A 23,759-nucleotide genomic window follows, 5' to 3' on the forward strand; every position below is an offset into this window, starting at 1 on the left:
CCCTGGGTTTCCGGACACGGCCTCCAGACCGACGCATTGATCAAGCTTGGCGGCCCTTTTCACGCGCACCGTCTGAGCGCGCGTAAACCCTGGATCATCTCGTGTATATCCAGGATCTTCTCCGTCGCCTCGCCGATTAGCGGAGAGGCCCACTGGATAGGACTGAGTCAGGCGTCGCGCTACGTCGCAGACGAAACACGACTTATCAGCGCATGCCGGGGGGAGACATCATGCGCTTTGCCCGATCCGCAGTGGGCAGGTCGGCGATCGGCGTCTACTTGGCGCTCGCCGCCCAGATCGCCACCCTGACCTGCCTGGTCGTCTTCGAGGAAGCCCGGGGCAAGCTGCTCGCGCAGCAGGTCGCGATGCTGGGCGACAACCCCGACGCGCCGGGCGCCGAGGCCGTGGTCGGCGCGGTGACGTGGTTCGCCGTGCTCATCCTCCTGGTCGTCTCCGCCACGATCGCTGCGGGCTGCTCCTACTTCGCGTGGCTCCGCCAGGCCGGGGCCACCCCCCGCATGATCGCCATCGCGTGGTTCGTGCCCGTGCTGAACCTGGCCGCGCCCGCGCTGCTCCTCCACGCCCTCCGGCAGGAGGCGGGCCTGCGCGAGAGCCGCCGCCGGACCTGGCTCGCGATGATCGCCGCCTGGTGGGCGTGCTGGCTGGCCATGGTGTTCCTGATCCTGATACGCCTGCCGGTGACGCACTCGCCCCAGGGCAGGGACCTGACCGGGCTCGGGCCGTCCGAACTGGCGGTCGCGGTGATCGCCGCCCTGCTGTGCGCGGCGACCGTCCGGGAGGTCACCGAGGCTCGGATGAGCGCGCGGCCTTCGGGGATCGCGCCTCGTCTGAAGCTGCTGCCGGCGCTGCGGTCGCTTCCCCGGCACTCGTACCCCGCCAGGGACTGACCTCCCTCGCTTCCTTCGCGGGGGTGACGTCCATCGTCTCCCTGCGGGGTGTGAACGCCATCGGGCCCGAGCTGCCCGGACTGGCGTGCCAGAGCTTGCGCGGGGGGATCCTCGAGCCGGGCGGGGCGCCGTTGTCGGCATAGGGCGAGAGCCGGAAGCCGTTGCCGTACTCGATGGGACGCCCGCCGACGCCTTCCATCCGCTCGCGGACGATGCCCAGCATGTCGAGCACCTTGCCGATGCCCTCGGTGCGCCAGGCCTCGTCGAGGTCGACGAGGTTCCAGCAGTCCAGGGCACGCAGCGACACGGCCCGCGCGCCGACCCGCCGGACGACCCCCTTGGCGACCATCAGCCACGACCCGAAGACGGTCGCGGCGCAGTGCCCCTGCACCGACTCGAAGAAGGTCAGGTCGATGGGGCCGGTCGAGTCGTCCAGGGTGGTGAAGATGACCCGCTGCCCCGAGCGCACCGCCGGGGTCTGCGTGGCGACCTTCACCCCCGCGACGAGGATCTCCGCGCCGTTCCGCATGGTGAGCAGTTCCTTGGACCTGACGATGCCGATCGCGTCGAGCAACTCGTCGTGGAAGCCGATCACGTGGCGGCTGACGTCCATGCCGAGGATCTCCAGCTCGGCCTCCACGGCCTCGGCCTCGGTCATCTCCGGCAGCTCGCCGGGCGCGATGTGCTCGGTGAACCCCATCGGGATCTGGGACTCGACGGCCGGCGGGCCGGATCGGCCCGAGCCGGGGCGCGACCGGCCGTACCGGGAACCGGTGCGGGCCGTCCTCCCCGCCGTCACGCCGGTGGAGGACGCCCGGTCCAGGGCGCCGACCTGGGCGAGCAGGTCGCGCCTGGTCAGCTCCCCCGGACGCCAGCGCGGGCCGCCGGTGTGCAGCCCGTACAGCGCGTCGACGCCGCCGACCTGCACGATGCGCTCGGCGACCGGCCGGGACGGCCGGGCACGCTCCCAGAAGTCGGCCAGCGAGGTGTACGGCGCGCCCGCGACCATGCGTTCGACCTCGGCCTCGCTGATCCCCTTGACCGACGAGAACGGCACCCGCAGGCCGTACCCCGCGCCGATCCGCCGCGGGGAGGGACCCTCGTCACCGGAGTCTTCCGAGGGCCCGGGCGGGCACGGTTCGACCAGCCAGTTCCTGCCGGAGTGGTTGACGTCCAGCGGCAGGACCTCGACCCCGCACTGGCGGGCCTCGTCGAGGATCACCCGGTTGGGATACATGCCGGGCTCATGCGTGAGGACTCCGGCGAAGAAGGCGGCGGCGTGGTGCCGTTTCAGCCAGGCCGACTGGTAGGTGGGCAGCGCGAACGCCGCCGCGTGGGCCTTGCAGAACCCGAACGAGCCGAACGCGTCGAGGACCTTCCATGTCCGGTCGGTCGTCTCCCTGTCGAACTCGGGCAGCACCTCGCCCTCCCACCACACAAGGACCCGGCCACGGCCCTCGTGGGCGCTGAGATCGCGACGGATCTCCTCGGCCTTCGACAGCCCGCAGCCGGTCATGATGTCGACGACCCTCAGCACCTGCTCGTGGAAGACGACGACGCCGTGGGTCTCCGCCAGCGGCGCCCTGAGCTTCGGGTGGGGATAGCGCGCCTCACGCCAGCCGTGCCGGGCCTCGAGGTAGGGGGTGACCATGTCGGAGTTGACCGGGCCCGGCCGGAACAGCGAGATGTCGACGATCAGGTCGTGCATCGTGCGGGGCTCCAGCTTCGCCACCAGCTCGCGCTGGCCGGGCGACTCGATCTGGAAGCAGCCGAGCGTGCGGCCGGTGCAGATCATGTCGTACGTCGCCCGGTCGTCCTGGGGAACGCCCCGGTCGAGGTCGATGTCCTGCCCGTCGACCCGCTTGATCTCGCTCAGCGCGTACGCCAACGCCGACTGCATCCGCACGCCGAGCACGTCGAGCTTGAGCAGCCCGGCCTCCTCGACGTCCTCCTTGTCGAACTGGCTCATCGGGAACTCCAGCAGGCTGCGCTCGACGGGAGTGCGGTCGCGCAGCCCGGAGTTGCCGACGAGCACGCCGCAGGGGTGCAGGGCGATGTGGCGGGGCAGCCCGTCGAGCTTCTCCGCGAGCCGGAACATCGTCTCCAGGGCACGGTCGTTGAGGCCGCTGTCGCGCAGCTCCGGCAGGTCGGACAGGGCGGTGCGGATCTGCCGCGCCCTGATGTGCGGGAACGCCTTGGCGATGACGTCGATCTCGTGCGGCGGCAGCCCCATGGCCGCCCCGACGTCGCGGATGGCGCTGCGCGCCCGGTAGGTCTCCATCATGGACACGCAGGCCACGCGGCTCTCGCCGTACCGTTCGAGGATCGCCCGGTAGCAGTCGAGCCGGCGCGCCGACTCCACGTCCACGTCGATGTCAGGAAGGCCCTTCCGTCCTTCGGACAGGAAGCGTTCCATGAGCAGGCCGTGGTCGAGGGGGTTCACCTCGCCGATGCGGATGAGGTAGTTGACCAGGCTGCCCGCTCCCGAGCCCCTGATCGCGCAGCGCACGCCCATCTCGCGGATCATGTCGGTTATGCCGGAGACGACTATGAAATATCCGGATAGCTGTTTCCGCTCGATGATCTGCAGCTCAGCGGCCAGCCGATCCCTGGCCTGCCTGGATCGTTCCAGCCCTCGATCACTCAGCCCCTCGTCGCACTTGCGGCGCAGCAGGGGAACCGGATCGGCGTCCACCTCGGGCAGGTGGAGCCGCTCCGGTTGACCGCGCAGCGCGAGGATCTCCAGCGGTTCGAGCACGCACCGCTCGGCGACCTCCCTGGTGCGGGCGAACAGCCTGCGCGCCCGGTCACCGTCGCCCGCGCAGATCCGCGAGGCCACCTGCCACATGTCCTTGCCGCTCTTGAGATAGGCGTGCGAGGCGGAGTGCTCCAGGTGCCGGGGGTGGAGAGGTACGAGCTTGCGCGCGGCGTCGAGGACGTTGCCGACGCGGTAGTCCCCCGGGTCGAGATGGCGCACGGCGTTGGTCAGCACGACGGGCACGCCCATCGACTCGGCCAGGGTGAGCATGCGCAGGGCGGTGCTCGACTCCCGGTAGCCGTACTGGTCGACGACCTCGACGACCAGGTCGGTGACCGCCGCCCGCCACGCGGCGAGCAGCCCGCGGGCGTACTCGTCACGGCGAGCGGCCACCGCGCGGCCGACGTCGGATCGGGGGCCGAGCACGACCAGCAACTCGTCCGCGTGCTCGGCGACCAGGTCACGGGTCACGCGGGGCTCGCCACGCTCCCCCGCGTAGTGGGCGGCGGTGGTGAGCCGGCACAGGTGCGCCCATCCGCCGGTCCGGGCCAGCACGGTGACGCGATCGTCGTCCTCGCCGGAACCCTGGACCGCGTGGCCGGCGCCGCGGGCCGCCCGGCCGGCGCGGGAACCCCGGGCCGTCCGGCCGGCACCCTGGAGCGCCGGATCGTCACCGGAGCCCCGAAGCGCCAGGTCGACGCCGACGACGGGCCGGATGCCGGCGTCGGCGCACGCCTGGACGTGCTTCACCGCGCCGTACATACCGTCGCGGTCGGTCAGCGCGAGGATGTCCATCTCGTGCTCGGCCGCGCGCTGCACCAGCTCCCCGGGGAAGGCCGAGCCGTACCGCAGGGAGTAGGCGGAGGCGACGTGCAGGTGAGGGAACATCAGTCCCACGCCCTGAGCATCAGCCAGCCGCCGCTGGCGGTGTCGAACCGCAGCTCGTAGGTGCCGATCTCCTTGGCGGGACTCGCCTCGACCCGCCAGAACCGGCGTTCGCCCGGGTCGTTCTCCGAGATCTTCCACCACTCGCGGGAGGTCACCCAGTGATCGAGGACCCGGTGGACGACATAGAGCCGGTCACGCCAGACGAAACGGGCGGGCTCGCCATCTCGCGTCCACACCTCGATGGGATCGCCATAGATTCTGCTCAAGGCGCTTCTTCTCCCTGGGCCTCTGGAACTTGTGAGCACCCGGGGGAAGACGGGTGGTGCTACCTCGAACATATGTTCTCAGAGCCCGAAGGGCAAATCCCCACAGCCTGCGCGTGCCGCCACCCGCGAGCCGGAGGAACGGCCGCTCACCAGGGGTACTTCCGGGAAGGACCACCTTCGATCACCGTTTGTTCACATAACTACACCGGAACGCAGCGGAGTAGATGCGAGTTGTTGTCCGACTTGGCATAGCTTCATCTCACACCTCCGAAAGTGGGAGCAAAGCGTGCATTCACCCCGAACGCGTATCGTCGGCTTCGCCGCCGCCCTTACCGTTGCTACTTCCCTGGGCGCGGCGTGTGGTGCCGCACCCACGACCACCTCCCAGGGCGGTTCCTCCACCGCAAGCGCCGCCAAGACCGCGGCCTCGGCCGCCGACCTCGGCGGCCTCGACAAGCTCGTCGAGGCGGCCAAGAAGGAAGGCCGGCTCAACGTCATCGCCCTGCCCCCGGACTGGGCGAACTACGGCGAGATCATCGCGGCCTTCACCGCCAAGTACGGCATCAAGGTCAACAGCGAGAACCCCGACGGATCCAGCGCCGACGAGATCAACGCCGTCAAGACCCGCAAGGGCCAGGACCGCGCTCCCGACGTGCTCGACCTCGGCACCGCCTTCGCGCTCAGCGGCGCGCAGGAGGGCCTGTTCGCCCCGTACAAGGTCCAGACCTGGGACAAGATCCCCGAGGGTCAGAAGGACGCGAACGGCGCCTGGTACAACGACTACGGCGGCTACGTCTCCATCGGCTGTGACGCCAAGCGCATCAAGGAGTGCCCGCAGACCTTCGCCGACCTGCTGAAGCCCGAGTACAAGGGCAAGGTCGCGCTGAACGGCAACCCCACCAAGGCGGGCTCCGCGTTCGCCGGCGTGTACGCCGCCTCGCTGGCCAACGGCGGCTCCTTCGACGACATCCAGCCCGGCCTGGAGTTCTTCAAGAAGCTCAAGGCCGCCGGCAACTTCAACCCGGTCGAGTCCACCCCCGCGACCGTGCAGAACGGCGAGACGCCGATCAGCATCGACTGGGACTACCTCAACGCCGGGTACACCGAGCAGTTCGCCGCCAAGGGCGTCGACTGGAAGGTCACCGTCCCCTCGGACGGCAAGTACGCGCAGTACTACGCCCAGGCGATCAACAAGGACGCCCCGCACCCGGCCGCCGCGCGGCTGTGGCAGGAGTTCCTCTACAGCCCCGAGGGCCAGAACCTCTACCTGAAGGGGTACGCCCGCGCGGTCCTGCTGCCCGCCATGCAGACCGACGGCACGGCCGACGCGGCCCTGGTCGAGAAGCTGCCCAAGGTCGAGGGGACTCCCGAGTTCCCCACCGACGCCCAGGTCACCAAGGCCAAGGAAGTCCTGGCCACCGGCTGGGGCGCCGCGGTCTCCGGCTGACCGACACCCGACATGGCCGAAACCCACTCCACGGCTCCCGCCGGCCTCCCCCTGAAGAACCAGGTGCGGGGAGGCGGGGGCCGCACCCGCTCGAAAGGCTGGACCGCGGCGCTCCCGCTGCTGCTGTTCGTGGGCCTCGCCTTCGGAATCCCGGCGGTCGCGCTGCTCGGCGGGGCGTTCACCTCGAACGGCTCGCCGAGCACCGCGAACCTCACCGAATCCCTCCAGGGGGCCTACCTCACCGCCCTGCTCGGCAGCGTGAAGCTGTCCGCGTTCGTCGCGGTGGTGGGAGCCGTCATCGGCACCTTCCTCGCCCAGGCCGTCGTCACGTCCAGGTTCCGCGCGCTGCGCGAGGCCGTGCTGACCGCCTCGGGCGTGCTCGCCAACTTCGGCGGCGTCCCGCTCGCCTTCGCCTGGATCGCCACGCTCGGCAACTCCGGCGTGCTGACCACCCGTCTCGGCCTCGGTGACCACGGCTGGAGCCTCTACAGCTTCTGGGGCCTCGCCCTGGTGTACCTCTACTTCTCGGTCCCGCTGATGGTCCTGGTCGTCGTCCCCGCCCTCGACGGCCTGCGGCCGCAGTGGCGCGAGGCGGCGCAGAACAACGGCGCGAGCGCCTGGCAGTTCTGGCGGTACGTCGGAATCCCGGTGCTCACTCCCAGCCTGCTCGGCGGGGTGGTGCTGCTGTTCGGCGGCGCCTTCGCGGCCTACGCGACCGCGGCCGCCATGGTCGGCACGGTGGTCCCGCTGGTCACCCTCCAGATCGCCGACGCCCTCACCGGCAACGTGCTGATCGGCCACGAGAACGTGGCGCTGGCGCTCAGCTTCGACATGGTCGTGGTGGCCGGCCTGGTCATGGCGGTCTACCTTCCCCTCCAGCGCAGGAGTGCCCGATGGTTGCGCTGACCCCCGCGGTGAACTCACGGAGGAGCGTGTCATGGCCGCGCTGACGCCCACGGTGCTCCCCGATGTCAGCGCGCCCGCCGCACCCGCCGGCCGTCCAAGACGGGTACGGGTCTGGCGCGGCGTGGTGCTGGTCGTGGCCGCGCTGTACTTCATCACGCCGTTGCTGGCGTCGTTCGTGTTCACCGTCAACGATCCGGCCGAGGGCTTCACGCTCGACGCCTACGGCGAGATCTTCTCCGCCGAGGGCTTCGTCCAGAGCCTGCTGCTCTCGCTGGGGCTGGCCGTCGCGACGATCGTCGTGGTGCTGGCCCTCACGCTCCCGGCGATGCTGGCCGTACGGCTCAGCGCGCCGCGGCTTCGACCGGTGATGGAGGTGGTGTGCACGCTGCCGCTGGTGGTCCCGCCCATCACCTTCGTGGCCGGGATCAGCACGGTGCTGCGCTGGGGGCCCGACTACCTCGCCACCACGCCGTTCTACCAGACGATCATCGCCATCCAGAACCCGGCGTTTCCCGTGGTGCTGGTCATCGCGGACGTCGTGCTGGCCCTGCCGTTCGTCTACCGGGCGCTGGACTCCGGGCTGGGCGCGATGGACGTCCGCACGCTGGTGGAGGCCGCGAGGAACTGCGGGGCCTCGTGGCCGCACGTGATGTTCCGGGTCGTCATCCCCAACCTGAAGTCCGGCCTGGCGAGCGCGTCCTTCCTCACCCTGGCGCTCGTGCTCGGGGAGTACACCGTCGCGCGACTGCTCGGCTTCCAGCCGTTCTCCGTGTGGATCGTCACGATCTCCGGTGCGAACGCCGCCCTGTCGGTCGCCGTATCGATCTTCAGCCTGCTGCTCACCTGGCTGTTGCTGCTTGTCCTTTCCACCGCCGGCACCAGGCAAAGGAGTGGTTCGTGAACGGGGCTCGGGTGGAGTTCCGGGGGCTTCGCCGTACCTTCGGCACCACCGTCGCCCTCGACGGCCTGGACCTGACCGTCGAGCCGGGCGAGCTCATCGCCCTGCTCGGCCCGTCGGGCTGCGGCAAGACGACCGCGCTGCGCTGCGTGGCGGGCTTCGAGAGCCCGGACGCGGGAGCGGTGCTGGTCGACGAGGAGGACATCACCCGCGTTCCGGCCAACCGCCGCGACGCAGGGATGGTCTTCCAGTCCTACAGCCTCTTCCCCAACCTCAACGCCCGCGACAACGTGGCGTTCGGGATGCGGGTGCGCAAGGTTCCCGCCGCCAAGCGGCACGCCCGTGCCGCCGAGTTGCTGGACCTGGTCGGCCTGCCGTCCCAGGGCGACCGCTACCCGCACCAACTCTCCGGCGGGCAGCAGCAGCGGGTCGCGCTGGCCCGCGCGCTGGCACTGGAGCCACGGGTCCTGCTGCTCGACGAGCCGCTGTCCGCGCTCGACGCCAAGGTCCGGGTCGCGCTGCGTGAGGAGATCCGGCGGCTGCAGCTGTCGCTGGGCATCACCACGATCTTCGTGACCCACGACCAGGAGGAGGCGCTGTCGATCGCCGACCATGTCGCGGTGCTGAAGGACGGGCGGCTGGAGCAGTCCGGGGCCCCCGCCGAGGTCTACGACAGGCCGGCGACGCCGTTCGTGGCCGAGTTCGTCGGGACGATGAACCACCTGCCCGGCGTGCTCAGCGGGGACGAGGTCGAGGTCGTCGGCCAGCGGCTGCCCGTGCACGGCCCGAAGCCCGGCTCCGCCGACGTCGACGTGCTGGTCCGTCCCGAGACCGTGCTGGTCACTCCGGCCGAGGACGGGGAGGCGGTCGTCATCACCTCGTCGTTCCGCGGAGCGTCCGTACGGCTGCGGCTGCGCCTCGGCGACGGCACGGAAGTCCTCGCCGACCTGCCCGGACACGACGCCGTACGGCTCGCACCGGGCGACCGGGCCGGCGTGCGGCTGGTCGAGCGGCCGGTTCTGGTGGCCGCACGGGCGGCGGCTCCCGCGGAGGTCGTTCTGGCGGGCGACTGAACGATGTCACCGGCCATGGCGGCGATCGCGGCTCCGCCCTGGCCGATCTGGATAAGGTGACACTCGCGAACAGATGCATAGCGGTAAGGCAGCGTGGTGAACAACCTAAGTCCGAGCGAACCATCTCAGATCGGTCGTTACCGGTTGCTGGGCCGGCTGGGCCGTGGCGGGATGGGCACGGTCTATCTCGGTCAGGACGACACCGGGCAGCGGGTCGCCGTCAAGGTGATCAACGCGGAGTACAGCCAGCACGAGCAGTTCCGGGTCCGCTTCCGCCGCGAGGCCGAGTCCGCTCGCCGGGTCCGCCGCTTCTGCACGGCGGCGGTCCTGGACGCCGACCTCGACGGTGACCTGCTGTACGTGGTCACCGAGTTCGTCGAGGGCCCCAACCTGTACGAGGCCGTCCAGGCCACCGGGCCGCTGCGCGGCTCCAGCCTGGACGCGCTCGCCGTCGGCGTCGCCACCGCGCTCACCGCGATCCACAGCGCGGGCATCGTCCACCGCGACCTCAAACCGTCCAACGTGCTGCTCTCCTCGGTCGGCCCCCGCGTCATCGACTTCGGGATCGCCCGGGCGCTGGACACGCTCAGCGGGATCACCGGCACCGGCGAGCTCATGGGCACGCCCCGGTACATGGCGCCCGAGGTGCTGCGCGGCGCCCCCGTCTCACCGGCCTGTGACGTGTTCTCTTGGGGTTGCCTGGTCGCCTTCGCGGCCAGCGGGCGCGCCCCCTTCGGCGGTGAGGCGCTTCCCTCGATCGTCTACCAGGTGCTCAACACCGAACCCTCGCTGGAGGGCATGGAACCCTCGCTCCGCGGGCTGGTGACCAGGACGCTGGAGAAGGACCCGGGCCGCAGGCCCTCGGCCCAGCAGATCCTCGACGAGATGGTCGGCCGCACCACTCCCGAACGGGCCGAGCACTCCGTCGTCCAGGCCTGGCAGCGGTCTCCGGCCTTCCAGGGCCTGACACCGACCGTTCCCGGCCAGGTGCCGACCTACCAGGGACAGGCCCCGACCCTCCAGGGTCCGGCTCCGACCGCCCATGGCCCGGCCCCTACCGTTCCCGGCCAGGCACCCACCGGCCACGGCGCGCCACCCACCGTTCCCGGGCAGGCACCGACCCACCAGGGCGCGCCACCGACCGTCACGGGGCAGGCTCCGGCCTACCAGGGCGTGCCGCCGACCATGCCCGCTCAGGCCGGGGCGCAGCACCAGCACGGCCCCGTGCCCGACCAGCGCGGGGGTGGACCGGCGAACCTGGTGGCCCGGCGCAAGCGCCTCATCGGGCTCGGCGTCGCCGGAGTGATCGTGGCGGCGGTGCTCGGCGCCCGTGCCCTGCTGGCGCCTTCCGGGCCGCCGACGGACCTGAACTACCTCTACCGCGACGACTTCAACGAGAGCGGCACCGGCTGGGGCGGTAGCGAGTACACCGGCCAGCAGTACGGCACGTACGGGTACGCGCCCAGTGGGTTCTACGGCATAGACGTGAACGACGACGGATCCGAGCGGATCGAGAAGGCCCCCATCCCCTTCGTCGCGCAGCAGCCGGCCACCCCTGACCCGTCCGCGACCCCGACCCCGACGACGCCCAAGCGCCTGCTTCTCACCGTGGACGTGGCCGTCAGGGAGTCCAAGGGCTCGGGTGAGTATGGGCTGTTCTGCCGGGCCGACCAGGAGTCCAGGGAGAGCCGGTACGAGTTCCTGCTCACGGCCGACGGCGCGGCGCGCATCCGGCGCGTCACCAAGGGCGCCGGGGGCAACCTCACCGCTCCCGCGCCGGTCAAGGGCCTGGAGAAGACCAAGCCGGTCAAGCTGCAGGCGGAGTGCGGCGAGAGCTCCGAGGGCGTGCAGCTCACCATGTGGGTGAACGGTGAGCAGGTGCAGACGTACCTCGACAACTCCGGCACCCCGTCCAGCCTGCCCAACGGCGACGTGGGCTTCCTCGCGCGCGTGCCCGAGAAGTCCGGGGCCTCGCTCAAGACGTCCTTCGACGACTTCTCCGTCCAGGGCCCTCCGTCCGCCACCCGCTGAGCGCCACGGCGTACGACGCCGCGGAACCGTGGTCGAGCGCCACGGCTACGACGCCGCAGGAAGCACGGTCGAGCGCCATGGCTAGGGCGTCGCCGGGACCGTGGAGCCGGCGCGGTTGAGCTCGGTCGCGCGCGCGATCTCCTCCCTGACGACCTCGCGTCCCGGCCACCTCGTCACGGCGACCGCCATGATGCCCAGGCCGCACAGCGCCCACGTGCCGACCACGATGGGCACGGGGAACCTCTCGGCGAACGCGCCCGCGGCCAGCACCGCTCCCGCGTGCGTGAGCTGTATCCCCCCTTGCATGATGCCGAAGGCCCTGGCGCGGAAGGCGTTGGGGAGCATCTGGACGAACAGGCCGTTCAGCGGGACGAGCACCGTGTTGACGGCCCCCGCCGCGAGCAGCACCAGGACGAACACCACCGCGAACGGCGGCGCGAACAGGGCCGGCACCAGGCACAACGGACCGGCGAGCAGGAGCGGTTTCACCAGCTTCAGCCGACGTTCCGGACCGGTCAACCGCGTCACGATGGCGCCGATGACGCTGCCGATCGGGAGTGCCGCCATCAGCAGACCGGTGATCTGTGACCCGCCGCCGAACTCGGGCGCCCAGGCGGCGGCCAGCCCCTCGGGGACGATCACGATCGCCACCACGCTGAACACGACGATGGCGGTGGGCCGCATCACCCGGTGCCCGAACACGAACGTCAGCCCGTCGGCGGTCTCCCGGAGCAGCGACCGCCGCTGGACCTCGCCCACCGGAAGCGGCCGCGGCCGTACGCCCCGCCAGAGCAGCAGGGCCGACGCACCGAAGGCGGCGGCGTTGATGAGCAGGGCCGTACGCGGGTCGATGGCGGTGATCACACCGCCCAAGGCGTACCCGGCCACCTGCGCGGCCTGGCCCGCCATGTTCTGGAACGACAGACCGACGACGTACCGGTCCCCCGTCAGGAGCTGGGCGACCATCGCCGACCGAGCCGCCTGGAACGGGGGCGTGAGCAGCGACGCGCCGAGCAGCAGCAGGAGCAGGACCGGCAGCGGCATCGCGGGAAGGGCCATCAACCCGATCAGGACCATCCGGGCCAGATCACAGAGGATCATCACTCGCCGGTACGGGTACCGCTCGGCCAGCGCGGCGAGCACCGGACCGCCGGCCACCCAGGGCAGGTAGCTGATGGCGAAGCCGAGGGCCGACAGCAGCACCGAGCCGGTGTCGCGGAAGACCAGGAAGGTCACCGCGACCTTGGCGAAGTAGTCACCGACCCACGACAGGACGGCCGCGCTGAACAGCGCGCGGTACTCCGCGACGCCGAACACCTCGCGGAACGTCGCCGGACGGTCGTCCTTAGGGGTGTCCTCCGTGACCGGCTCCGCAGGCTCGCCCTTCGACGCATCCTCCGCGGACCCGCCCCCGGTCCGTCCCAACTTCTCGCTCACCGGCGCTCAATCCTTATATGCCCGAGGTCGCAAGTGGCGTGCTTTCCGCGTGGGAGTCCGCGTCACGCCTGCCAGACGAACATAGCCCTACAGAGCGTCACGCCGCATTTTTATCCCTTTCGACATGACAAAGCTACAAATAGTCATGATTGCAGATCAAGGAGGCTTAGGTGCCTTGTTTAGGGTTACTAGGGGGCTGGCAGGGCAATGCGGCGATACAGTGAACTTTTAAGCCCCTAATCCTTTTTGTCGGTTTTAATGCCAACGACAAGTCCTGTCGCTCTCTCCGATCATCTGCCTCTGGCGTCGGCGGAGGCGAGGAAGGACACGGCGGCGACGTCTTGCGGCGTGCCGGTACGGCGTCGCGGTAGCGGTCGTGAGGCTCCCGGCCGACTTAGGCCCCTATTTCCGAGGCGTGGCGGCGGAGACGATACGCCGCGCCTCCTGCACGACCGCATCCAGGCGGGCTCCGTGCGCGCCATGCCAGTAGACCCGGCCACAGGCGGGACACCGGGCGAAGGCGTCATAACTGCGCCGCGTGCCCGGCCGTAGCGCGGACTCGACATCCTCCTTGGAGACCGGAGCCAGGACGCCGTTACACGCCACGCACCTCGTCCACGGCGCGAGCGACGGCGCGAAACGCTCCAGCACGTCGCCGAACTGCTCCTCGGGCCGCAGCCCCCGTACATGGGCCCCCAGCCACAGGCTCCTGCGGCGGAGCAGCCCGCGGTCCTTGGTGAGCAGCACGCGCCGCTGGTCGTTCGCACGGACGATCAGAGTGTCGTCGTCCAGATCGTTCTCGTAGGCGGTGTCGACCCCGACGAGCCGTAGCCGCCGAGCGAGCGTCCCCAGGTGCACGTCCAGGAGGAATCGCTGGACCGGCACCGGCTGCGGACGCCGCACCCCGAGGACGCGCACGACCTCCCCCGCCTGCGGCCGGTACGACGGCGTCACCTCCCGACCGCCGACGACCAGCGACCCCGCCTCCGAACCGCCGACCACCAGCGACCCCGCCTCCGGACCGCTGACCACCAGCGACCCCACCTCCGTCAGCGGCACACCGGCCGACTCCACCACATGCCCCAGCGACGAGGTCCCGTCGTACGAAAGCCACACTTCATCGCGCCGATGTCGCGCCGCCAGAAACAACCACAACCCGGCCTCGACCCGCAAGCCCAACTCCCCACACCCCACCCGTCCAGCATGCCAGCCGACCCCCTTACCTATGGGGGCCCGGCCAAGCCCGTGCCTGGTCCTCTCTGAGGCCGCAGACCGTGGTGGGCGGGGGACGGTGCAGCAGAGCCGTCGAAGCCCACTGACGTACTCGTGGACGACGGACACGCGCATACATAACCGTCCGGCAATAGCCTGATTTCTACCCACCCGGCACCCATTTGAGCGGGGCACCCGTTTGATGCCCACCCAGCCCGTCTCGCCGCGAAGGCGCACGTCAGACTCTCGAAGTACCGGGGCGATCGAACTCCCCGTTCCTCACCCCATCGAGAAAGCAGTCCCACTCGAAGGCGGTGTATCGGATGACTTCTGCATCGGGCTTGCGGCTATGCCGCACGGCGACGCCGCCATCGGCCAGATGCGCGATCTCCACACACCCATTTCCCGACGTGCTGGCTCGGGCCTTGAACCATTGAAGCTCAGCGGGTTTCGGAGCACTCATGGTCGCGTCTCCTCGGCGGCGGTCCGAATGACGTTTAGGGACTCGTGGGGGTCGAGTGCCATGGCTTGCAGACGGCCGAACATCGTCCTGAATCGCGAGATCTGATCCGGTCGCTGCATGTACAAGTTTCCGCCCATAGAGTCCACATACGCTACGGATTTGTCCGCCGGGTCTCGCGGCTCGATCAAGGTGAACATGCCATGTTGCGGGCCGTACGCCCCCTTACTGAGGGGAATGACCTGTACCGACACGTTGGGCAGTTTCTCGCACACATCCAGCACATGATGAAGCTGTGATCGCATGGTCGTACCGCCACCGATCGGCCGTCGCAGTGCCGCCTCATCCATGACGGTGATGAGTTCAAGCTTGGGATCCGTGATCAACACGTTTTGGCGCTGCATGCGTAGCTGAACCAGTCGCTCGATGGTCTCCGGCGGATCTGTGGGCAACCACGCCTGAATGAGGGCACGGGCATAGTCCTCTGTCTGAAGCAGCCCTTCGATGAGCGTCAAAGTGAAGGTCAGCAGGCGTCCGGCGCCGGCTTCCAGACCGACATAGGTAGACAGGCCAGACGGCAGGACCGACTCATAGTCCGTCCACCAAGCCGCAGGAGCGGCGGCTTTGGCCTCACGGGCCATCCGCAGGAGCAGGTCCCGCTGTGCGTCACTCCCGACCTTGTACAGGTCGAGCAGGCAACGGATGTCATGGAGCCGGATAGCGCCCTTCCCGTTCTCCAACCTGCTCAGCTTCGAAACTGAGATGTCGTGATCACCCGCCGTAAGCGCCTTGCTCGCCGCATCGAGACTCAAGCCCAGACGGTCGCGCAACTCCCGCAGTTCAGCGCCAAGTCTTATCCGCAGGATTGTCGGATTCTCCCTCACAGCATCTCCCTTCACCTTGGGACATCCTCCAGAACGAAGAGTCAGCCCCATACCGCATCGCACCACAACGCCTGGAGTGCCAACCCAGCAATCTGTCTTGCCACCCCCTTTTGGCATTGCAGAATGACATGCCAGCAACACCCAGTGTTGTCAGTCACACACTTAATGTCATCGATTTCGATCACAGCCTGATCGGGAACGCGGAGGAGCGACTGTGGATGCGTTGCCAAGTACGGCATCTCACAAGGCATGGGTGAGAGCGAGTTCTCCTCACCACCCAGCTCAGCAGGCCGTATCAAGCCACCGATACGGCGATCATGGCTGAGCAGCAGAGCGTCCGCCTCGATATCCCGGCACACCCGGAAGCCGTGGGCGAGGCACGTGACGCCGTTCGTGAGCTGATGGACAAGTGGGGTCCCGACGACGTCATCGACGATCTGATCCTCTGCCTCAGCGAGGCGTTGACCAATGCCCTCACCCATGCCGTGCATGGCGCGACGTTAGCCGTACGCGTGTCAAGAACCGAGACGTTTCTCCGTATCGAAGTGACGGACTGCGACAGGCGTCCACCGGTGCTCGCCATACCCGTCGAAGTAGTACTAGTCGGCAAGCAGCTACCAGAGCGCCTACTCGAAGAACATGGCCGAGGCCTGTTCCTGATCGACGCGATGAGCACTAGATGGGGCATCGAGCCACGTTGCCCCGGCAAAGTCTTCTGGTTCGAGCGGGACATCGCCAGATCACTCTAGGAGCCAGCGACCGCCTGCCTTAAGCCTGATCAAGCTGCGGGCCTGTCCTTCTACCCACCCGGCACCCATTTGAGCGGGGCACCCGTTTGATGCCCGCCCAAACCCTCTCCCCGTACGAGGTGCGTATGTAGACATGGAGCACGGACGACCGGCCACCATGGCTCCGGGTGAATACGTCTGACGTAATCGTTCCAGGTGGGCACCCGAGAGAAATGATTCCAAGGGCGAACGCCTGAGGGATGGGCGAAGCGCCTGGGGGTCGAAGGGGGCCGGCCAGGCCCCCTGGGAAACACAGCCCGAGCCGAAGGCGAGGACCATGCCCGGGCACGCCGCCTGGATAGCGCGGCCCGGGCACGCTCCCTATGAAACAACAGCCCCGCCGAAGGCGAGGACCATGGCTAGGTGGATTCGCGGATGATCAGCTCCGTGGGGAGGATCGTCGAGGACATCGGGCCGCCGTCGATCTGGCGGAGGAGGAGGCGTACCGCCGCCAGCGCCTGGTCCTCTCTGAGGCCGCGGACCGTGGTGAGCGGGGGGATGGTGTAGGAGGCGGCTTCGATGTCGTCGAAGCCGACGACCGCGACGTCGTCGGGGACGCGGCGCCCGCTCTCGTGCAGCACGCTGAGCGCGCCGATCGCCATCAGGTCGTCGGCCGCGAAGACCGCGTCCAGCGCCGGGTCGTCCAGGAGCAGCTGGCGCATCGCCTCCGCGCCCGACGAGCGGGTGAACTCGCCGACCGTGAGGATCGACCGGTGCCCGCTCTCGCGGATGGTGTCCCGGTATCCCCCGAGCCGGTCCTGCGCGGCGACGCTGTCGAGTGGCCCGCAGATCATGGCGATCCTCCGCCGTCCGCGCTCGATCAGATGGGTCATCGCCGCCACCGCCCCGCCGACGTTGTCGCTGTCGACGTACGGCAGGGCCATGGAAGCCGCCGGCCGGCCCAGCGACACGATGGGGATTCCCGTGCGAGCCAGCGCGCTCAGCAGGGGGTCGGCGCCACGCGTCGAGACGACCATGACCCCGTCCACGTGCCCGGCCGCGACATACTGCTCGACCCGGCGACGGCTGCGCGGGGATCCCGCGAGCATCAGCGTGACCTGCTTGCCGTCCTCCTCCAGCGCGTGGACGGCCGACCGTACGACGGCCGAGAACAGCGGGTCGTCGCTCCCCGCTCCGACGTGGAGAGCACTCACCGCTCCAGCGTGGAGATCGCTCGCCGGTCCAGCCTGGAGGGCGCTCGCCGGTCCGGACTGGGATCCGGCCGAAGCCGCGACGCGGGCCGTCGCGGCGGGGCCGCCGAGGACGACCAGCCCGATACTGTCCGTGCGCTGGGTCACCAGGCTGCGGGCCGCCGAGTTGGGCACGTAGCCGAGCTCGTCGACGGCATGCAGGACCGTCGCCCGGAACTCGTCGCTGACGGTCGCCTGGCCGTTGATCACGCGGGAGACGGTGGACCTCGACACGCCGGCCCGGGCCGCGACCTCCTCCAGAGTGGGACGCCTGGTCCGTTCCCGCCACAACCCGTTGCGCTGGATCACCTCGCGGTACCAGCGCGCGCTGTCCTTGAGCAGCCGCCGCTGGGTGTCGAAGTCGACGTGCACGATGCCGAAGCGCTTGGTGTACCCCTCCGCCCACTCGAAGTTGTCCAGCAGCGACCAGACCAGGTAGCCGCGGAGATCGGCTCCGGCCTCGATGGCGGCGTGCGCGGCGCGCAGATGGCCCTCCAGGAAGGCGGTGCGGTCGGCGTCGTGCACGCGGTCGTCCGACACCACGTCGTCGAACGCGGCGCCGTTCTCGGTGACCAGCAGGCCGACCTCGGGATAGTCCCGCGCGAGCCGTACGAGAAGCTCCGAGAGCCCCGTCGGGACGATCGGCCAGCCCGTGGCGGTCGTCGGAGCGTAGGCGCCGGTGAACTCGATGTCCTCGGTGCCGGGGTAGGCGGGGTTGGCCGGCTCGCCGGGCCCGGATCGTACGACACAGGGCGTGTAGTAGTTGATCCCGAGCAGCTCGATCGGCTGGTTGATCGCCTTCAGGTCGCCGTCGTGGATGTGGCCGAGACCGGCGATGCGCTCCACGATGTTCAGCACCTGGTCGGGATAGGTGCCACGCAGGGCGGGGTCGAGGAACTGCCGGTTGACCAGGCAGTCGACCCGGTCGACCGCCTCGGCGTCCTGCGCGGAGAGCACGAGGGAGGGGTCGTTGAGCTGACCGGGCGTCAGAACGGGGACGAGGTTCAGCGTGAGGGCGATCTCGCGGGCGCCCGCGTCGCGCAGGGACCGCACGCTCAGCCCATGGGCGAGGAGCAGGTGGTGGGCGGCGCGGAAGGCCTCGGCCGAGGAGGTACGGCCCGGCGCGTGCACGCCCATGCCGTAACCGAGGAAGGCCGACACCCAGGGTTCGTTGACGGTCATCCACGTCGCGACACGATCGCCCAGCCGGTCGTACACGATCCGCGAGAAGTCGGCGAACCGGTAAGCCGTGTCCCGGTTGGTCCAGCCGCCGGCGTCCTCCAGGGCCTGGGGAAGGTCCCAGTGGTAGAGCGTCACGTACGGCGAGATGCCGGCCTCCAGCAGCTCGTCGACCAGCCGCTCGTAGAAGTCCAGGCCGGCGGCGTTGACGGCGCCCGAGCCGCTCGGCTGGACCCGTGGCCACGCCACCGAGAACCGGTAGGCCTCCAGGCCGAGCTCTTCCATCAGGCTGACGTCGGCCGGGTACCGGTGGTAGTGGTCACAGGCCGTCTCACCCGTGTGGCCGCCCACGGTCGTGCCGGGTGTCCGGGAGAAGGTGTCCCAGATCGACGGACCACGGCCGTCCTCCGACGCCGCGCCCTCGATCTGGTAGGCGGCCGTCGCGGCCCCCCAGATGAATCCATCGGGAAAGGCCAGCGTCCGCCCCCGAGTGGCGATGGTCGTCGCAGTCATCCCTAGCCAGCTCCCATCTCTCACGATCAACCTGGATGACTCAATCATCGAGGCATCCCGCGTCTGAGGGAACAAGGAGTGAGCGGCCAAGGGTTGGCACCAGCAAGGGACCGTCTGATCGTGAAGGAGCCCAACGTCATGCATGCCATCGTCGTCTCCAGCCCCGGTGGATCTTCCGCACTCGAGTACACCGAGGTGCCCGATCCGGTGCCCGGGCCCGATGAGGTGCTGGTGGACGTCGCGGCGGCCGGGGTGAACTACACCGACGTCTACCACCGCGAGGGCCGTTACCCGCTCAAGACCCCGTTCGTCGTGGGATCGGAAGGCGCGGGCACCGTCTCCGCCGTGGGCTCCGGCGTGACGGACCTCGCCGTGGGCGACCGGGTGGGCTGGGTCGGGGTGCTCGGCGGATACGCCGAGAAGGCGATCATCCCCGCGGCCAGGGCCATCCCGCTCCCGGACGACCTGTCCTTCGATCTGGCGGCGGCCGTGCTGCTCCAGGGCCTCACCGCCCACTACCTCACCCACTCCACCTACGCCGTCAAGGCCGGGGACGACGTGCTCGTGCACGCGGCGGCGGGCGGCATGGGGCTGCTCCTCACCCAGATCGTCAAGCGCCTCGGGGGCCGGGTCATCGGCACGGTCTCGACGGAGGAGAAGGAGAAGCTGGCGCGGGAGGCCGGGGCGGACGACGTGCTCCGCTACGAGGGCTTCGCCGAGGCGGTACGCGAGCGCACCGGGGGTCAGGGCGTGCACGTCGTCTACGACGGCGTGGGCGCGGCCACCTTCGACGGGAGCCTCGATTCGCTGCGGCTGCGCGGCCACCTGGCCCTGTACGGGGCGGCGAGCGGGCCGGTGGCGCCGTTCGACCCGCAGCGGCTGAACCAGGGCGGTTCGCTGAGCCTGACGCGGCCCAAGCTCGGCGACTACATCGTCACGCGTGAGGAGTTGCTCGCCCGGGCGAACGACGTCCTCGGCTGGGTCGCGTCCGGCGCCCTCAAGGTGCACATCTCCAACCGCTATCCGCTGGCCGACGCCAGGAAGGCACATGACGACCTCGAAGGCCGCCGTACGACGGGCAAGCTCCTGCTGATCCCCTAGGCCGCCTGGCCGGCCAGGTCGCCCTGATCAGCCTGACGTCGTCGCGAGATCGAAGATCAGGATTCCCAGATAGATGCCTCCGGCGATCGCGATCACGTGTAGCGCGATCGCCCAGGCACGCAACGCCGTCTCGTTCTTCATCGTGCTCCCTTCATCGGGCCTGGTCCAGAGGGTCAGCGTGACCCGTTCAGCAGGCGGGCCTTGGCCGCGGCGTACTCGGCGTCGTCGAGCCTGCCGGTCCGGTGGAGCGCGGAGAGCCGTTCGAGCTGGCCGACCAGGTCACCGGTCCCGGCGTCGGCCGGGACGCCGCCCGGCCCGAGGTCGACGAACCGCGGCAGCGGCACCGCCTGGCGCGCCTGGCCGCCGGTCGCGTCCTGCGGCGGGTCGTCGTCGCCCGGCAGGACGATCGAGGTGGTCCACCGCACGCTCCCCCTGGGCGTGACCGGCGGCGGTACGACCTTCGGCGCCGGACCCCAGAAGACCGCCCGCAACGTGGCACGGTTGAACAGGAAGAGCAGCGGCGCGCCGCCCATGAGCGCGAAGATCACGGCGCAGACCATGAAGGCCCACTCGACGCCGGAGCCGTCGAGCGCGGCTTCCAGGAAGTCCCATCCGAGGCTGAGGAACAGCGCGGGCCACGCCAGCAGGATCAGCCGAGGCCCCACCGGGAGCAGGCTGACGGCGTAGACGCCGACGGCGATCATGCCACCGATGATCGAGACCGGCATGATCCACCCAAGACCATCCGGACACGGCGTGGCCGCCACGTACGGGCCTCCGGAGCCGCAGCTCCCGCCGATGCTCATGACCAGGCGGGACCCCAGGAACAGCATGGTCAGGCAGCAGGCCACACCACCTAATCCCAGAACGGTCCCGATTGACCTGAGGACAAGTCGAAGGGGTGTGATCACGCTCCGTATGGTAGGCCACACTTCCCTTTTCAGGACAGGACTTATCAATCGGGTAAACCTGGCTTGCCGTTCGAATGGCCCCGCCTCCGGATGAGCAGGGCGTCAACCGTCCCTGTCGACCGGCCAGCCGAGCAGCCGGGCCCCGAGCACGGCCGTCTCCAGCGTGAAGCGCTGGGTCGGGTCGTCGGGCGAGAATCCGGTGAGCCGGCGGATCCGCTCCAAGCGGTAGGTGACCGCCCGGGTGCTGATGCCGAGCGTGCGGGCGGCCGCGGTCTGGTTGCCCTGGGCGCCGAACACGGCGTCCAGGGTCTCCATCAGCGGCTGGGGGCCGCCGCGCGCGTTCAGCAGCGGGTCGAGCACGGTCTGCACGAGATCCTCGATGGCCTCGCGGTCGCGCAGCAGGACCGGGAACACCAGCAGGTCGGCGGCCTTGAGTACCTGCGGCCGCAGGCCGAGCCTGTCGCCGAGGCCGATCGCGTCGCTCGCCTCGCGAAAGGAGGTCACCACGCCGCCCGGACCCCGATGAGGGCGTCCGATGCCCACCCGCCAGCCGGCGTCGAGGCCGCCGCGCACATGATGGGTGAACTCTCCGGTCGCCGCGGTCAGGCTGCCGGGCGCGACGCACACCAGCAGGCCGTCGCGCGCCGCGATGAGGATGTTGTGCGAGCCGAACCGGGCGATCAGGGCCTGTTCGATCCGGCGGATGAGCGGGTCCCCATCTCCGATCGGCTTGACGTCCCTGGCCACGGCCACCACGTACGCCTCGGCCAGCCGCAGCCCGAAATGCTCGGCACGCTCGGCCAGCCGCTCCGCCCGTCCTTGCAGGAGATCGTCGATGAACTCCCGCCGGGCGTCGTCCTCCTCCCGGATCGCCCGTAACTGGGCCTGCTCGTACCCCTCGTAGTAGGCCGCGACCGCCCGCCGTACCGCGCCGAGGACCGGAGCGTCGGCGGTCCGGGCGGTCAGCTCGCAGGCGAGAAGGCACGCGTCGGTGAGCGAGCGCATCGGCACACCCCGCTCGGCGGCACCCGTCCCGAGGACGCGCAGGGACTCGATCGCGTCCCGGTCCGGTAACCGGCCCGTGGAGGAGGCGGCGGTGAGTACCGAGAGATACCCGCCGAGCAGGTCGGCGGGCACCCCGGTGACCTCGCTCACGTGAGCGAGAACGTCCATCACACTCCTACATCACGCCGGTCGAAGGAGAGCATGGCGGTCAGGAGCAGCACGGCCGACGCCCCGAGCAGCACAAGGTGGTCGCCGACCGGGAACCCGTTGAACAACGGGCTTCCCTCGCTGTAGTAGTGGAACGGCGAGAGCCAGCTGAGCCAGCGCATGACCTCCACGTCGGCGGCCAGCGCGTTGACCACGTACCCGGCCACCGCGTACGTCCCGGCGACCGACATGGCGAGGCCCTTGCGGCCGGTCGCCGCCCCCACGGCCAGCGAGAGCGTCCCGAAGATCAGGACCAGCAGATACAGCCCCGTGTGCGCCGCGAGGACCTTGTCGAACGGCACCCCGAGATCAACCGCCGACCCTATGCCGACGATCACGATGAGCGACACCACCGCGACACCGAGCAGCCCCAGCGCGAGCGCCGCGAACCTCTCCAGCACCAGCCGCTTGCGCTCCACCGGCAGCGTGAGGGTCAGCTCCAGCGTGCCCGACTCCTCGGGAGCCGCGATGGCCTTGTTGCCCAGGATCACCGCGCACATGATGAAGAGCAGCGGCACGAAGACCTGGTAGATGATCGCCTGGAGGAACCCGGCGCCGCTGGTGATGTGTTCCAGGCCGCCCAGCAGGCGCCTGACGCTGTCCGGGTACTTGTTCATGGCCGCCTGGCTGTACAAGTCCGGGTTCGCACGCATCTGGGAGAAGAAGGAGGTGTACAGCCCGGCGAAGGCGCAGATGCCGATCGTCCAGCCGATGAGCACGCGACGGTAGTCGCGCAGGGTCTTACGCACCAACGTGGGCATGGTGCACCTCCTCGCTGTAGTAGGTAAGGAAGATCTCCTCGAGGTCGGGCTCCGCGCTGACCATGTGGACCACCGTGAACCGCGCCGCCGCCTTGACGAGCGCGTCGGGACGGCCGTCGATCGTACAGGCCACGCTGGCGCCCTCCACCTTCAGGTCGCGCACCCCCGGCAGGTCACGGAACGCGTCCTCGGGGACGGGAGCGTCGAAGTGGAACTCCACCCGGCGCACGGCCTTCTCGCGGAGCGCCGAGACGTCCTCCACGGCGACCAGCCGTCCGCTCCGGACGATGCCCACCCGGTCGGAGACGTGCTCGACCTCCGCGAGGACGTGGGACGACATCAGCACGGTGCGTCCCGCCGTACGGACCTCGCGCACCATCGCCAGGAACTCCTGCTGCACGAGCGGGTCCAGCCCGCTGGTCGGCTCGTCCAGGATCAGGAACTCGGGCTCGTGCATGAACGCCTGGATCAGGCCGACCTTCTGCTTGTTGCCCTTGGAGAGCTGGCCCATCCGGACGGACAGGTCGGCCTCCAGCCGGTCCGCCAGCACCTCGATCCTGCCTTTGGCCACACCGCCCCGGACGTCGGCCAGGAACTGCAGGTACTCGCTCGCCTTCTCCCGGCCTTCGAGGGCGAGCTCGCCGGGCAGGTAGCCGATCCGGCCGCGCACGGCCGCGTCGCGGGGGTCGGTACCCAGCACGCGGGCGGTGCCGCGCGTCGGGCGCAGCACGTCCAGCAGGAGCCGGATCGTGGTCGTCTTGCCGGAACCGTTCGGGCCGAGATACCCGAACACCTCACCGGGCTGGATCTCGAAGGTCAGATCCTCGAGCCCCCGGCGCTTACCGTAGAACTTGGTCAGTCCCTCGGTCTCCACCACTGCTGTCATGCATCGCATCTTGGTGTGAGGGCGGGCGTCCACGATAGGAGCGCACCTCG

The 23,759-nt window shown here is 69.6% G+C and carries 19 protein-coding genes; 8 read left to right on the forward strand and 11 right to left on the reverse strand.

The window, feature by feature from the left end:
- The first annotated feature begins 230 nt into the window (after positions 1-230).
- Positions 231-908 (forward strand): DUF4328 domain-containing protein, encoded by a 678-nt coding sequence (locus ABD810_RS25915; RefSeq protein ID WP_344945664.1) that lies wholly within the window; start codon positions 231-233, stop codon positions 906-908.
- Here the strand turns inward: ABD810_RS25915 and ABD810_RS25920 are convergent.
- Complete coding sequence (locus ABD810_RS25920; RefSeq protein WP_344945667.1) at positions 802-4,554, reverse strand: DNA polymerase III subunit alpha; 3,753 nt, start codon at positions 4,552-4,554, stop codon at positions 802-804. The two genes, ABD810_RS25915 and ABD810_RS25920, sit on opposite strands and share 107 nt — an antisense overlap.
- Positions 4,554-4,820 carry a DUF6504 family protein gene (locus ABD810_RS25925; RefSeq protein ID WP_344945670.1) on the reverse strand — a complete coding sequence of 89 codons (267 nt, stop codon included), beginning with the start codon at positions 4,818-4,820 and terminating at the stop codon, positions 4,554-4,556. The genes ABD810_RS25920 and ABD810_RS25925 overlap by 1 nt, the downstream gene beginning before the upstream one ends.
- A 286-nt stretch (positions 4,821-5,106) precedes the next feature.
- Between ABD810_RS25925 and ABD810_RS25930 the strand changes: the two genes are divergently transcribed.
- From ABD810_RS25930 to ABD810_RS25950, 5 genes are all read left to right on the forward strand, one after another.
- Positions 5,107-6,267: an ABC transporter substrate-binding protein gene (locus ABD810_RS25930; RefSeq protein ID WP_344945673.1), complete on the forward strand. Its 1,161-nt coding sequence runs from the start codon at positions 5,107-5,109 to the stop codon at positions 6,265-6,267.
- A gap of 12 nt (positions 6,268-6,279) precedes the next feature.
- Positions 6,280-7,173: an ABC transporter permease gene (locus ABD810_RS25935; protein ID WP_344945676.1), complete on the forward strand. Its 894-nt coding sequence runs from the start codon at positions 6,280-6,282 to the stop codon at positions 7,171-7,173.
- A 31-nt stretch (positions 7,174-7,204) separates the two neighbouring features.
- Positions 7,205-8,074, forward strand: coding sequence for an ABC transporter permease (locus tag ABD810_RS25940; RefSeq protein ID WP_344945678.1), 870 nt, complete (start codon positions 7,205-7,207; stop codon positions 8,072-8,074).
- Positions 8,071-9,144: an ABC transporter ATP-binding protein gene (locus ABD810_RS25945; protein ID WP_344945681.1), complete on the forward strand. Its 1,074-nt coding sequence runs from the start codon at positions 8,071-8,073 to the stop codon at positions 9,142-9,144. The genes ABD810_RS25940 and ABD810_RS25945 overlap by 4 nt, the downstream gene beginning before the upstream one ends.
- Before the next feature lie 96 nt (positions 9,145-9,240).
- Positions 9,241-11,175: a serine/threonine protein kinase gene (locus tag ABD810_RS25950; RefSeq protein ID WP_344945683.1), complete on the forward strand. Its 1,935-nt coding sequence runs from the start codon at positions 9,241-9,243 to the stop codon at positions 11,173-11,175.
- 81 nt (positions 11,176-11,256) lie between these two features.
- Here the strand turns inward: ABD810_RS25950 and ABD810_RS25955 are convergent, their stop codons facing one another.
- The 4 genes from ABD810_RS25955 to ABD810_RS25970 form a co-directional block, all read right to left on the reverse strand.
- Positions 11,257-12,612, reverse strand: a complete 1,356-nt coding sequence (locus tag ABD810_RS25955) for an MFS transporter (protein WP_344945687.1) — start codon at positions 12,610-12,612, stop codon at positions 11,257-11,259.
- Between the two features lie 402 nt (positions 12,613-13,014).
- Complete coding sequence (locus ABD810_RS25960) at positions 13,015-13,791, reverse strand: Mut7-C RNAse domain-containing protein (RefSeq protein WP_344945690.1); 777 nt, start codon at positions 13,789-13,791, stop codon at positions 13,015-13,017.
- Between the two features lie 271 nt (positions 13,792-14,062).
- Complete coding sequence (locus ABD810_RS25965; protein WP_344945693.1) at positions 14,063-14,287, reverse strand: DUF397 domain-containing protein; 225 nt, start codon at positions 14,285-14,287, stop codon at positions 14,063-14,065.
- A complete protein-coding gene (locus ABD810_RS25970) occupies positions 14,284-15,168 on the reverse strand; it encodes a helix-turn-helix domain-containing protein (protein ID WP_344945696.1) in 885 nt (294 codons plus the stop codon). The genes ABD810_RS25965 and ABD810_RS25970 overlap by 4 nt, the downstream gene beginning before the upstream one ends.
- A 317-nt stretch (positions 15,169-15,485) precedes the next feature.
- Between ABD810_RS25970 and ABD810_RS25975 the strand changes: the two genes are divergently transcribed.
- On the forward strand, positions 15,486-15,917 hold the full coding sequence (locus ABD810_RS25975; protein WP_344945699.1) for an ATP-binding protein: 432 nt from the start codon (positions 15,486-15,488) through the stop codon (positions 15,915-15,917).
- Between the two features lie 398 nt (positions 15,918-16,315).
- Here the strand turns inward: ABD810_RS25975 and ABD810_RS25980 are convergent, their stop codons facing one another.
- Positions 16,316-18,838 (reverse strand): GH1 family beta-glucosidase, encoded by a 2,523-nt coding sequence (locus ABD810_RS25980; RefSeq protein ID WP_344945702.1) that lies wholly within the window; start codon positions 18,836-18,838, stop codon positions 16,316-16,318.
- A 138-nt stretch (positions 18,839-18,976) separates the two neighbouring features.
- Between ABD810_RS25980 and ABD810_RS25985 the strand changes: the two genes are divergently transcribed.
- On the forward strand, positions 18,977-19,939 hold the full coding sequence (locus ABD810_RS25985) for a quinone oxidoreductase family protein (protein WP_344945705.1): 963 nt from the start codon (positions 18,977-18,979) through the stop codon (positions 19,937-19,939).
- 173 nt (positions 19,940-20,112) lie between these two features.
- Here ABD810_RS25985 and ABD810_RS25990 read toward each other — a convergent pair whose 3' ends face one another.
- The 4 genes from ABD810_RS25990 to ABD810_RS26005 form a co-directional block, all read right to left on the reverse strand.
- Complete coding sequence (locus ABD810_RS25990; protein WP_344945707.1) at positions 20,113-20,790, reverse strand: SHOCT domain-containing protein; 678 nt, start codon at positions 20,788-20,790, stop codon at positions 20,113-20,115.
- A 162-nt stretch (positions 20,791-20,952) separates the two neighbouring features.
- Positions 20,953-22,023, reverse strand: a complete 1,071-nt coding sequence (locus ABD810_RS25995) for a PucR family transcriptional regulator (protein ID WP_344945710.1) — start codon at positions 22,021-22,023, stop codon at positions 20,953-20,955.
- Complete coding sequence (locus tag ABD810_RS26000) at positions 22,023-22,823, reverse strand: ABC transporter permease subunit (RefSeq protein WP_344945712.1); 801 nt, start codon at positions 22,821-22,823, stop codon at positions 22,023-22,025. Before ABD810_RS26000 ends, ABD810_RS25995 begins: the two co-directional genes overlap by 1 nt.
- On the reverse strand, positions 22,804-23,709 hold the full coding sequence (locus ABD810_RS26005; protein WP_344945714.1) for an ABC transporter ATP-binding protein: 906 nt from the start codon (positions 23,707-23,709) through the stop codon (positions 22,804-22,806). The genes ABD810_RS26000 and ABD810_RS26005 overlap by 20 nt, the downstream gene beginning before the upstream one ends.
- Between the last annotated feature and the right edge of the window lie 50 nt (positions 23,710-23,759).

This window comes from Sphaerisporangium flaviroseum (genome assembly GCF_039537005.1).
Taxonomy (GTDB): Bacteria; Actinomycetota; Actinomycetes; order Streptosporangiales; family Streptosporangiaceae; genus Sphaerisporangium; species Sphaerisporangium flaviroseum.